Here is an 11,624-nt window from a genome sequence, read left to right as displayed (position 1 = left end):
ATGAAGATATTCGTGGGGATGACTGGTGCAAGTGGTGCAGTATATGGTTTAAGGCTGATTCAGGAGCTTGATAAAATAAATAACGTGGAGCTTCATATATCGATTACACCGGATGCTTATACGAATATCGAATTGGAGACAGAATTAGGTAAAATTTCTGATTATACCTTTATAGACAAATTAATGCTCGACAAAAAGAAGACTTTCATCCATAACTTTAAAAATTTTGCTGCCCCTGTATCCAGTGGATCTTTTAAAATAGATAAATATATCGTATGTCCTGCTTCTATGGGAGTTATTGGCAGAGTTGCTTCCGGTGTTAGCTCAAATCTTATAGAGCGATGTGCTGATGTGGCGATGAAGGAGTATCGGGATTTAGTTTTAGTTTTCAGGGAGATGCCTTTAAATCAGATACATCTTGAAAATCTTTTAAAGTTGGCACGAGCTGGTGCAAAGATTCTACCTGCGGCACCTGGATTTTATCATTCCCCTAAAAAAATTGAAGATATAATTTTATTTGTAGTTGGTAAAATTTTTGATATAATATCTATAGAGCATAGTTTTTTTAAAAGGTGGGGTATTGATTATGAAGATGATATGTAAAAAGTGTAACATTGACATTGTTGAAAACAAGAAGATATTTTCTTGTAGTAATTGCGGAGAATCATATGACCTTAATATGAAGTCGGAAACTTATGATCTTAAGCTTCTAAACGGCCTTAAGATCTCAGACTTAAAATATGAGGATGTAAAGGAGGGGATCGCAAAAGGAAAGTATCTCTCTGTGGATTATATAACTTATGACGGAGCCCCCTGGATGAGGCTCAAGGATTCAGAATTTGCAGTTTTTTTGCCAACGATATTGACAGATTCTAAAAAAACAGTTGATAAATCTAAAAATTGGTTTTATCTATTTATGTTGTCGTTTGCCGCTAATATTGTGATGCTTGTTTTGATATATATAATAACAAAAAAATAGTATAGATGGAGGAATAGTATGTTTGATAAAGAAAAAAGCATGGATTGGTTGAGGACCAAAATTGAGAAGGGTAAAGAGGAGCTCGTAAAATTTTCCAAAATAAGTAAGCTGAAGTTAGAAATATCCACCCTCAGAAAAAGAAAAGATGAAAGGTACAAATCTATGGGAAAAAGGGCATTCAAGATGGTGGAAGATGGCATAATCGATGATCCACAGCTGGTATCTGACTATGATGACATCACAAAAATAAATCAGAAGGTGGAGGATCTGGAGCTGGAAATTAAGGCAATAAAGGAATCCAAAAGCTCCTTTGATAGTGATACTGAATGATTGGTAACAGAATAAAAGAGGTTTTAACAGGGGTGACGGAGCTACCACCAATGCCGCAGGTGGGGGCTCAGGTTTTACAGATAATTGAAAAACCAGATTTTAGTTTTGCCGATCTCGTATCAGTAATATCAAGGGATGTTAGCATTACCACAGCCATTTTAAAACTTGCCAATTCCCCCCTGTTTGGGCTGAAAGTAACGGTAAATAATCTAACTCAGGCTATCTCCCTTTTGGGAATTAAAAATCTAAAAAATCTCGTAATTGCTCTTTCCACTAAGGGTCTTTTTGAAGCATCAAAAATAGGTGTATTTGAACATAAATTATGGGAACATTCCGTAGCCACTGCCATTTATGCCAGAATTTTTGCATTAAAGTTTCATAGAAGTATCGCTGAAGAAGCTTTTATAATCGGTTTAATACATGATATAGGGCAGATCGTTCTTTCCATCTATCTGGACAAATATAATACATTAAAAGAGATGATTTATGGTCAGGATGTGGATGTATGTACCATTGAAAGGGAATACTTAGGTTTTGACCATGCTGATGTGGGTGGATATCTCTTAAGAGAGTGGGGATTACCAGAATTATATGTGGATACAATATATCACCATCATAATATCTCTAAAAGCAATTATCCAGATATGGCAAAGCTTCTTTTTATTGCCAACAATAAAGTGAAAAGTTTTGGATACAATCTCACCACAAGATGCGACAAAGATTTTGAAGAATTATTTAAATCATATGCCTACCCAGAGGATGATTTAAGGGAGCTTGATACATATTTTGAAGAAATTATAAAATCTGAAAAGGAACTATTAAGATTATGAGAAAACTAATCTATTTATCTATCCTGGTATTTTTTACCGGCTGTTTCAGCAGTTCATTTAACTACAAAACGGATAAAACGTTAAAACAAAACTTTGCATACTCACAGAAAACTGGAGATATGGTACTTTATTATAACATAAAGTTTAACAATACAGATAAAGTTTTGGATATAAATATAAAAAATGTATCAAATATGTTTATAAAAGGTCTATCCCTTGATATAACTGACGATTCTGGTAAGCTAAATAAGTATCTATACATAGGTAACATAAAGAATCTGAATTCAAAGACGATATCGCTGGAAGTTGACAAGAATCTTTCAAAACTTTATATATCTTTCAAATACGAAATCATGCCTGAAGATGCATTTTTAAATCCGAACATATCGGATAATGGTTTATTTGAAAAGACTGAAAAGACTATATTGATAATAAAATAAATTATTTACTTACTGCACTCCCAAGTACGAGTTCGTCCTTTTCATCTTTTATAATAACAACCCTTGTTTCATATTCATCTTTTGTTATTTTTAATGCTGATCCGATTCTAATTTTCACGTCGCTGTAAAGATACCTTCGAATAATTATCATCTCCTTCTGCTCACTCAGAATGAAATTCATATCATCCTGTAAAGACTGAAGTTTTTCCTGCAAAACCAAGTTCAAATTATCCAACTTTTTTAGTTTTTCTACACAGGCCTTGTATTCGGTATCCAGTATAGCATTTTCCATAGATCCAGATGATACTATTATCTTTTTAATCTGAAGCTTTAACTGGTTGATAGATTTGGAAATTGTATCAAGTTTTTCCATTATATCCTGTATTTGTAGCTTTAAATTGTTCTTGTTCAACTGGTTTATATAAAGGGTGGTTTTGGTGTAATTCTTTGCACCTGCTATATTAATATCAATTAATTGAGTAGCCTCTATCAAGCTACTCTGTACAGCCCCCATCCCCTTATAAGAAAGGAACGATTTGCAGAACACCTTTGAATTCCTCGTATAGTTTGTAATCTCCACCGTTTCCCCCGCAAATAGTTCCGCATCTTGCACAAAGTCAGCCTTGATATTTTTCAAAGCTTTGATCTTTGTTTGATTTTTTCCAAAAACACCGGAGCTAATAATGACCGATCCCCTTTCAGATTCTATAAATGCCCCTTCCACAACCCCCCTTATCTTTATATCCCCACCAGCAAATACCTTAAAATCGGGGAGAACATCACCTCTTATAAGCACATCCCCTTTGTAATTTATATTTCCTGTGGAAAAATTTACATCACCATCTATAACGATCATCTCAATGACATTGACTTTGCCATTATCATAGTTAACTATTCCATCGGTGGTGGAGAGTATCTTAAGTCCATCTGAAGAAAGATAAACATTTTTCCCGGTGGGCAACTTTACATCATTTCCCGGAGTGGCCTTAATAATGTTTCCAAAAACATTATATCCATCTACACCCTTTGTGGCTGGCACTTTTATGACAAGCGGATCACCTTTATCCACCTGCTGAATTACACTAATATTCCTGAAATCCACGTTCCCTTCATCATCTTCTTTCGGTTTGTATTTATTTTCCGGCTCAAAAAAGAATACAAGGTAGGCATCCTCACCTTTTATAGGCTCAGCTCCCCGAGCCACAAGCCTTATGGATCCTTCGGCATCCTCAGCTAACTCACTTATATTCTCTTTTATATATCCATATCTTATATTTTTCTTTTTTAGATAGAATAAAATCTCTTTTGGATCGAGCTTTTTGGGGGTTAATTTTTTGAGATAGCATTCCATCTGATCATCGGATACAGATATATCAAAATAGTTGAAAACTGCACTGTCTATTTTTTTGAATACTTCCCCTATTTCGATCGGCTCTCCATTCGAAATATGTATGGCCTCTTGAATGCGATCTAAGTCGTAGTTGAATATATTTTCATTCAATAATCTGTTTTCAAGTTCAGAAATATCGATGTGAGTGGTTGGATTTGTCTGAATATACATCTTATTATTCTGTATGAAAAATCTATAGGTGCTTATGTCATATTTTTTATCTTTAAGCTTTTCGATGATCTTTTTTAACTCTATAAACATCTGATTTACCGTTTCAAACCTTTCAGAAGGTTTTTTCATCAGGGCACGGTTTATAATCTTTGCTATATCTATATCAACATCGGAATAGTATGTTGGATCTATGTAGTCTAAATTTTTTATCCTCAGAATTGCTTCATCATTTATGGTATCGCCGAAAGGATGTTCCCTACAAAAAATAAAATACAATATACAGCCTATTTGGAAGATATCACCGTAAACAGAAGGTTCATAACTTGAAATGTATTCCGGTGGAATATATGGAGGTGGATTGCTATAAATACCAAGTTCACTGATGAGGGAGTTTTTTGCAAGGTATCTTTTAAGGTCAAAATTATCGATTTTAATATTACCATTTGCAAAGAAAACTGAATCTATATAAAGGTTTTGATGAAGAATTTTAATATTATGGGCAAACTCAATAGCCTCCACGAGGGAAGTTGCTATTTTGAGCTTCGCATTAAAGCTCATGTCAAACAGCATCTCTTTGCTAAAGATTGAATCATTTATATTAAAATATTCCGTCACTGTATAACATTTATTATTTTCATCTATATGGTAATCCAGAATATTCACAATATTCGGATGAATCAGTTTTAACGCATTATTTACATATCTAATAAACCTATTTTTAATATTTTCAATATCAGAAATTTCTTTAATATTTGACAAATCTACGATCTTTATCAATACGTTTCTTTTAAACTTAATATCAATAGCTTTGTAAAGATCACCTGATGGAAGGGAGATTAAAAAATCCTTAATATCGTATCGTGATAAAAATTGGCTATCCATAATTTATTGATAACATATAAAATAATAATTATCAAGGAAAATTTGATATTAATTATGAATAAGATTAAACGTTCCCTGCTGCACATAAGATTATGGTTTCTCCGTTCATTTATAAAAAACGTCGATTTTACAATACCTTTATTTTTATATCAAAAATCTATTGACAAATTGATTAATTTTTTATAGTATTCAAATCCACTTCAGTGTGCTGGCGTAGCTCAATCGGTAGAGCAGCTGACTTGTAATCAGCAGGTTGGGGGTTCAATTCCCTTCGCCAGCTTCTCTTTATGGGGAGATTCCCGAGTGGCCAAAGGGGGCAGACTGTAAATCTGTTGGCGTTCGCCTTCGGAGGTTCGAATCCTCCTCTCCCCACTCCCAATCAGGCGGGCGTAGCTCAGCTGGCTAGAGCATTAGCCTTCCAAGCTAAGGGTCGCGAGTTCGAATCTCGTCGCCCGCTCTATTTTAAAAACTGAAATTTTATAACAAATACCACCACCCAAAAATCACTTTTCATATCCAACAATTATCTTAATACAGTTCCATAACATTTTATATAATTGAATACTAATTATTCTACGTCAAAAAATTATATTTTAATTTGGAAACTATATGCTACGATTATATTGAATACTACTGTTTGGAGGATTATATGAAAAAGATTGCATCTTTTTTTATGGTTTTAAGTTTTGTTTCAACATTATATGCTATTGATGGAAAAGAGTTATTTCAATCAAAATGCACCAGCTGCCATGGTACATCAGGAGAAAAGAAAGCTCTTGGCACCTGAAATATTCTAAAAGGTCAATCTGCAACAGAAATAGAAAAAAAACTTCTGGGCTATAAGAATGGCACTTATGGAGGGTCTAAAAAGAACATCATGAAGAATAATGCGGACAAGTTAAGTAATGAAGAGATAAAAAAATTAGCAGAATATATCGGAACACTTAAGTAAAAAAATTTCTATTAATTATTGTTTCGTTCATTCTGTTACTATTGGTTACTCCTCTTTCGGCAGAGGATAACCCTGGCATTATAGAAAAAAGCGGTCATTTAGTAGCAGTTAATACAGTATTCCTTAAGGAAAATGGTGAAAAAATAGAATTTAAACAACTCCTTAACGATACACCACTGATCATCCTTCCAGTTTACTATTCCTGCCCGAATGTTTGCAATTTTTTAATGGGAAGTGTTGCTTCGATAATAAATGAATTGGGTGTTAGACCGATTAAGGATTACAGGATAATCTCTGTTAGCTTTGACAAAAATGATACCCCTTTAATCGCAAAGGATAAAAAAGTAAACTTTTTGTAAGCGGCCGGAAAAAATTTTCCTGATGAAGGATGGCTATTTTTAACATCAGACGAAAAAAATATTAAACAATTCATGGATTCTATAAGATTTTATTTCAAACCTACAGGAAAAGATTTTATACATCCTGTTGTAACTGTCATTGTCAATCCGGATGGAAAGATATCAAGATATCTTTATGGCATAAGACTACTACCATTTCAGGTACTATTATAATTACAATGCTGATATTACTTGGCTTATACCTTCTTTACTTAAGCAAAAAGAGAAAAAAGGAGCAGATCTGAATGAGCAACGAATTTAAAAGGCTATTTAGAAGATAACAGGTTTCAGAGTAAGATTAAAAGCTGGCTTTTGACTACAGACCACAAAAAGATAGGGCTATTATATTTATATTCCACTCTTACCTTATTTTTAGTTGGAGTATTGATAGGACTACTAATAAGGATAGAGCTATTTAACCCCGGCCAGGATATCGTCGGCCCCCAAACTTATAATGCCCTATTCACCCTTCATGGTGTGATAATGATATTCCTCTTCGTAATTCCAGGGATCCCAGCATCACTTGGTAATTTCTTTTTACCAATAATGATAGGTGCAGAGGATGTATCTTTTCCAAGACTAAATCTTTTCTCCTGGTATCTTTATATAATAAGCATCCAGAGCCTGCTGATATTAAAGGTAACACCCTTCTGGAAATTATCTGGACAGTGGTTCCCACATTAATAGTAATAGGAATTTTCTTCGCCGGATGGGATAGCTTCAGAGCTTTAAGAAATGCTCCTAAGGATTCATTTCAAATTAAAGTCGAAGGTAAGATGTGGTCATGGAAATTTATATATCCAGACGGAAGAACCACAAATGAGCTTTACGTACCCGTTGGTAAACCTGTAAAACTCAATTTAACCTCAGTGGATGTACTCCATAGTTTTTATGTTCCTGCCTTTAGAATCAAGATAGATGCTGTCCCCGGGATGGAGACATATGCTTGGTTTAAAGCCGAAAAGGCCGGAAAATACGATATCTTATGTGCTGAATACTGTGGGGTAAGACATGCTTATATGCTTTCAAAGGTAAATGTTCTCACAGAAGATGAATACACCAAGTGGTTAAAATCTGATAATAAGATAACCAAAGTAGATCAGATTTTAAAAAAACATGGTTGTTTCGATTGCCATTCTACAGATGGTTCCATACTGGTGGGTCCATCTTTTAAAAATATCTACAACAGAGATGTGGTGGTTCTGGAAAAAGGCAAAGAGTATAAAATAAAGTCTGACGAGAATTACCTAAGAGAATCTATTTTATAACCAGAAAAAAAAGTGGTAAAAGGGTTTGATCCTGTTATGCAATCATTCAAAGGTATTGTCACAAATGAAGAACTTAACGCCATAATCCAGTATTTTAAAAACAACCTGTCTGATTCAAAAATTTCAGCTGTGGAAGGGAAAAAGATATTTGAGAGGGAAGGCTGTTCAGGTTGTCATTCCACAGATGGTTCGGTTGTGGCTGGCCACAGCCTGAAGGGCTTATATAACTTAAAAGAAACTGTAATTAAAAATGGTAAGAGCTATGAGATAACAGTAGATGATGAATACCTCTTTGTTGCCATAAAATACCCTGATAGAGAGATCGTAAAAGGATTCGATAATATTATGCCATCATTTAGCAATTTAAGTGATGAAGAGGTGAAAAATCTTATAGAATACATAAAAAGCTTAAAATAATGATTTTGAAGCTTTTCAGACCTTTATTATCTTTTACGGTGGCTTTAAGTACCCTTGCCGGATATTTTATTGCAACTTGTGGGGCAGTGCTCTTCACACACCATACAATTTACATTATAAGCATGAGGCAAACACCTATCTTTGTCAAAAAATGCTGTACCTATTACAATTTTTTTCTTTTCATTTAAGGTTAACTTTGAAATTGCTCCGGTGGGACACACCTGCCCACATAGATTACAATTATAAATACAATATCCAAATTTAGGGTTACCAACAGGTGTCCATAGCCCTATTAATCCAGCTTCAAGAAATGCAGGCTGCAAAAAGTTTTCCGGACACACTTTCATACACCCACCACACCTTATACATAGAGCAAGAAAATCCCCTTCAGGTTTAGATCCAGGGGGACGAATGAGGTATTGATTTTTAGCCGGTTCCATTAAAGAGATTTTCATCAGACCTACAGCCGCAATAGCAGAAGCTGATGAGATCACAACAGATCTTCTCCTGATATCGACATCACTTTTTTTTGTGCTGATCGAGAAGCCCAAAGATCCCCTGGGACATTTATCAATACAATCAAACAACAGCATACATTCGCTACTTTTAAAAGAGTCTAAACCAGGATTCGCCGATACGGTGCAGTGTGTATTACAAATACCGCAGTTATTGCAACTATCTTTTCTATTTATCTTGAAAAGAGAATATTTTGACAAAAAACCATAAAAAGCTCCCAATGGGCATAGGGAAATACACCAAAATCTTTGTCTATAAGAATTCAATATTAATAATATCAAAAAAAACAGACCAACCATAAACGCCTGGCTATAGTAAAACTCTTCCCTTCCAAGTATATAATAAAAAAGAATATCTTTTATACCATATGGAAGAAACTGATATTTATACAGTAATGAAACTACAGGCAATAAAAATATACCAAAACCTTTTACAATTATCGAAAGAGGGTCAAAATAACCAGACAGATTAACCCCCAAAATAGCCCCAAACAGGATAAAAAAAAGTATATAATACTTCCATTTGTAAAAGTTTTGTAATGAATTATCTTTCTTATATAAACCGATTTTTTCAAATATAAAACTAAAAAAATGATGCATCGTTCCGAATGGACAGACCCATCCACAGAAAAATCTTCCTAAGACTAATGTTAGTAATATAAAAAGGATACTAAAAGAATAAATCAACTCAAACTTATGTGAAGCAAAGAAGGTAGAAATTGTTATAAAAGGATCAATAATAAAAATATATTTTATCCCCCCTTTAAGGGAAAACTCCTCACCAAACTTCCCTAAATCGATCATTGCTGAGAAAAAAATGATTAAAAACAAAATGAAAAAGGATATCTGGGAGAATAATCTAAATCTTTTCATACCTGATATTCATATTTGCTTTTGAAATCTGACCGTGGCCATTTCTGGCGGCCATTGTCAAATACCCCACCTCATCTGGCTTTACCCCCAAAAATTCAGATGCCACCGAATCCCCCGCAACAAAATCATTGGTAGCAATTAATCTGTTAAGCTGTTTTACATAATTTAGATCACCTCCGGAGGGACCTCCTTTCAGCATAATTCTCGTACAGTCAATCAATGTAAGGGTGGGCTTGAAAAATACTGCAAGCTCGTATATTGCCTGATGAAGATTCTGATGTAAAAAACCTCTATTACCACCGATTGCTCCCATCCAGTTTTTCATACCGACAGTTACCTTGGAAGATGAATGATTTTTGGCAACTGGAATGTTGATTACTTTATCCACTTTTTTAAATAGAGCCAGAACAGGCCATTCAATAAGAAAAGTACCGCCGATATTCATATTTTCGTAATGTCTGCTCTGGGGAATAAAAACTTCTGCGTTCTCTTTCTGGGCAAACAGGGGTATCTGTGATAGATTAAATACAGTTCTTGCATTGTCACAGGGATTATCCGTCACATAAACTTCTTTTGCACCAGCTCTGTAGCATAGCTTTACCACCTCCGCCACCACTTCAGGATTTGTATTAGCAGCGTACATCGGCTCCCTCGCCCATGCCATATTTGGTTTTATTGCCACCCTATCCCCTTTTTTGATAAACTTATCTATCCCCCCCATCATCTCGATTGCAGCCACCACAGCCTTTCTATGGTTAGCTGACTCAGCAATGTAGACATCCGATTTTGCACCCCCTTCCAGTAAAGAAGGTGTACTTAGTACTAGAGGAGCTGTAATACCAAGTTTTATAAATTCTCTTCTTTTCATACAAACCCCCTTATCATTATTCTAAATAAGAATAGACTTTTTTTCAACTAAACCTACATAAAATTTTTGTAAATCTTAATCCAGCTTTGATATTGAAATTTTTATTTATCTTTGATAAAATGTAAAAATGAATCTGATTTTTGACCTTGATAACACCATTTATCACCCAGAACTCGGTGTTTTACGTGTAGTAGATAAAAATATCAACAAATATATGAATGAGATCATGGGTATAGATACCGATGAGGTTGATTTATTAAGGCAGGAATATCGAAAAAAGTATGGTGTCACATTAAAAGGTCTTATTTTACATCACAATGTGGATCCTTATCATTACCTTGAATACGTTCACAACCTTGAGTACCATCTCATATTATTCAGAGACGAAAAATTGATTAACATTTTAAGTAATATACCATATAAGAAGTATATATACACAAACGGTTCCAGAAATCATGCGTTAAATGTTTTATCCCATTTGGAGATATTAGAATTTTTTGAAAAGATCTATTCAATAGAAGATTTAGACTTTCATCCCAAGCCTTCAGATGAAAGCTTTGAACGATTCATTAAACTAACTGGGGTATCCCCCCATCTATCATACTTTATTGATGACATGCCAGAGAATATCTCAAAAGCAAATGAATTTGGTTTTAAAACAGTTTTAATTTCAAAAAACTCTTGTGAAAATGCCGATTTTTGTTTAGAATCTATTTATGATATAGATAAAATAATCGTAGGTTAACAGGATGAAAAAAGAGCTGATCAAAATTTATGAATACTTTTCCCACAATTTTAGAACTTGTACATCAACAATTGTGGCAACACTGGAAGCTTTGAAAATGGATCTGATAAATGTAAATGATGAGGAGATGAACAGCGTCTACGAATCGGCATACATCATGGATATTCTGGATATATCATTAAATATCTGCATCGATCACCTAATCCAAAAGGAAGTAAAAAATACCGATTATGAACTGAATGTGACTAATCTAATAAAAAAATTTCTTGACGAGCAAAAAAGCTTTATCCTGTTAAATGAAGTTGAAACTAATGTAAGCGGTGATGATTTGGTAATATATAAAAATGGTTATATATTAAAATATTTGTTACAGCTCATTATTTTTGAAGCAATAAAAAATAGTTCGGATTTTCTAAATATCAGGGTTTCGGATAAGGAAGTCCATATAAAGATCAATAATCCCAAAGATAATCCACCCGTAATATTCAATCTTCTGGCTGATATTTTTCATAAATATGGTTTTAAATTTACATTTAATGATAAAGAATATACTCTGGAGTTTTAGA

General features: G+C 34.0%; 15 protein-coding genes, 3 tRNA genes and 2 pseudogenes. 17 read left to right on the top strand and 3 right to left on the bottom strand.

Annotated features, from left to right (window positions below):
• From ACP5Q2_RS04560 to ACP5Q2_RS04540, 5 genes are read left to right on the top strand one after another with little or no spacing between them, the layout of a single operon-like run.
• Positions 1-603, top strand: coding sequence for a UbiX family flavin prenyltransferase (locus ACP5Q2_RS04560; RefSeq protein WP_424604918.1), 603 nt, complete (start codon positions 1-3; stop codon positions 601-603).
• Positions 587-979 carry a hypothetical protein gene (locus ACP5Q2_RS04555; protein WP_424604919.1) on the top strand — a complete coding sequence of 131 codons (393 nt, stop codon included), beginning with the start codon at positions 587-589 and terminating at the stop codon, positions 977-979. Before ACP5Q2_RS04560 ends, ACP5Q2_RS04555 begins: the two co-directional genes overlap by 17 nt.
• Before the next feature lie 18 nt (positions 980-997).
• A complete protein-coding gene (locus tag ACP5Q2_RS04550) occupies positions 998-1,309 on the top strand; it encodes a hypothetical protein (RefSeq protein WP_424604920.1) in 312 nt (103 codons plus the stop codon).
• On the top strand, positions 1,306-2,139 hold the full coding sequence (locus ACP5Q2_RS04545; RefSeq protein ID WP_424604921.1) for an HDOD domain-containing protein: 834 nt from the start codon (positions 1,306-1,308) through the stop codon (positions 2,137-2,139). Before ACP5Q2_RS04550 ends, ACP5Q2_RS04545 begins: the two co-directional genes overlap by 4 nt.
• Complete coding sequence (locus ACP5Q2_RS04540; protein WP_428097664.1) at positions 2,136-2,579, top strand: hypothetical protein; 444 nt, start codon at positions 2,136-2,138, stop codon at positions 2,577-2,579. Before ACP5Q2_RS04545 ends, ACP5Q2_RS04540 begins: the two co-directional genes overlap by 4 nt.
• Position 2,580: 1 nt before the next feature.
• On the opposite strand, the gene ACP5Q2_RS04535 is transcribed toward ACP5Q2_RS04540, so the two are convergent.
• Entirely contained in the window at positions 2,581-5,022 is a 2,442-nt protein-coding gene (locus ACP5Q2_RS04535; protein ID WP_428097660.1) for a FapA family protein, read from the bottom strand.
• Positions 5,023-5,229: 207 nt separating this feature from the next.
• On the opposite strand from ACP5Q2_RS04535, the gene ACP5Q2_RS04530 reads away from it, so the two are divergent.
• The 10 genes and pseudogenes from ACP5Q2_RS04530 to ACP5Q2_RS04485 all read left to right on the top strand — a co-directional run bounded on the left by ACP5Q2_RS04530 (position 5,230) and on the right by ACP5Q2_RS04485 (position 8,057).
• Positions 5,230-5,302, top strand: a tRNA-Thr gene (locus ACP5Q2_RS04530).
• Between the two features lie 9 nt (positions 5,303-5,311).
• Positions 5,312-5,394 (top strand) — tRNA-Tyr (locus ACP5Q2_RS04525).
• An 11-nt stretch (positions 5,395-5,405) separates the two neighbouring features.
• Positions 5,406-5,479 (top strand) — tRNA-Gly (locus ACP5Q2_RS04520).
• Between the two features lie 192 nt (positions 5,480-5,671).
• The gene (locus tag ACP5Q2_RS04515) at positions 5,672-5,809 is read left to right on the top strand and encodes a c-type cytochrome (protein ID WP_428097657.1); all 138 of its coding nucleotides are present in this window, start codon (positions 5,672-5,674) and stop codon (positions 5,807-5,809) included.
• A gap of 206 nt (positions 5,810-6,015) precedes the next feature.
• A complete protein-coding gene (locus ACP5Q2_RS04510; protein WP_428097654.1) occupies positions 6,016-6,333 on the top strand; it encodes a hypothetical protein in 318 nt (105 codons plus the stop codon).
• A gap of 72 nt (positions 6,334-6,405) precedes the next feature.
• Positions 6,406-6,546 carry a hypothetical protein gene (locus ACP5Q2_RS04505; protein ID WP_428097651.1) on the top strand — a complete coding sequence of 47 codons (141 nt, stop codon included), beginning with the start codon at positions 6,406-6,408 and terminating at the stop codon, positions 6,544-6,546.
• A 123-nt stretch (positions 6,547-6,669) separates the two neighbouring features.
• Positions 6,670-6,988, top strand: a pseudogene (locus tag ACP5Q2_RS04500) (cbb3-type cytochrome c oxidase subunit I); the annotation flags it as partial.
• Positions 6,966-7,025 (top strand): annotated as a pseudogene (locus ACP5Q2_RS04495) (hypothetical protein); the annotation flags it as partial. The pseudogenes ACP5Q2_RS04500 and ACP5Q2_RS04495, both read left to right, overlap by 23 nt.
• Before the next feature lie 15 nt (positions 7,026-7,040).
• Positions 7,041-7,640, top strand: coding sequence for a cytochrome c oxidase subunit II (gene coxB, locus ACP5Q2_RS04490; protein ID WP_428097649.1), 600 nt, complete (start codon positions 7,041-7,043; stop codon positions 7,638-7,640).
• Positions 7,641-7,676: 36 nt separating this feature from the next.
• On the top strand, positions 7,677-8,057 hold the full coding sequence (locus tag ACP5Q2_RS04485; protein ID WP_428097646.1) for a c-type cytochrome: 381 nt from the start codon (positions 7,677-7,679) through the stop codon (positions 8,055-8,057).
• Positions 8,058-8,101: 44 nt separating this feature from the next.
• Here the strand turns inward: ACP5Q2_RS04485 and ACP5Q2_RS04480 are convergent, their stop codons facing one another.
• Positions 8,102-9,376 carry a 4Fe-4S binding protein gene (locus ACP5Q2_RS04480; RefSeq protein ID WP_428097643.1) on the bottom strand — a complete coding sequence of 425 codons (1,275 nt, stop codon included), beginning with the start codon at positions 9,374-9,376 and terminating at the stop codon, positions 8,102-8,104.
• Positions 9,377-9,431: 55 nt separating this feature from the next.
• The gene (locus ACP5Q2_RS04475; RefSeq protein WP_428097641.1) at positions 9,432-10,313 is read right to left on the bottom strand and encodes a DUF362 domain-containing protein; all 882 of its coding nucleotides are present in this window, start codon (positions 10,311-10,313) and stop codon (positions 9,432-9,434) included.
• 127 nt (positions 10,314-10,440) lie between these two features.
• Here ACP5Q2_RS04475 and ACP5Q2_RS04470 point away from each other — a divergent pair, with 127 nt between their 5' ends.
• Positions 10,441-11,058: a pyrimidine 5'-nucleotidase gene (locus ACP5Q2_RS04470; RefSeq protein WP_428097638.1), complete on the top strand. Its 618-nt coding sequence runs from the start codon at positions 10,441-10,443 to the stop codon at positions 11,056-11,058.
• A 4-nt stretch (positions 11,059-11,062) separates the two neighbouring features.
• A complete protein-coding gene (locus ACP5Q2_RS04465) occupies positions 11,063-11,623 on the top strand; it encodes a hypothetical protein (RefSeq protein ID WP_428097636.1) in 561 nt (186 codons plus the stop codon).
• Position 11,624 lies beyond the last annotated feature (1 nt).

Origin of the sequence: Calditerrivibrio sp. (genome assembly GCF_049968475.1) — a bacterium.
In the GTDB taxonomy this organism is placed as follows: domain Bacteria; phylum Chrysiogenota; class Deferribacteres; order Deferribacterales; family Calditerrivibrionaceae; genus Calditerrivibrio; species Calditerrivibrio nitroreducens_A.
The sequence above is the reverse complement of the archived record's forward strand: the minus strand, read 5'-3'. Positions and strand labels throughout refer to the sequence as shown.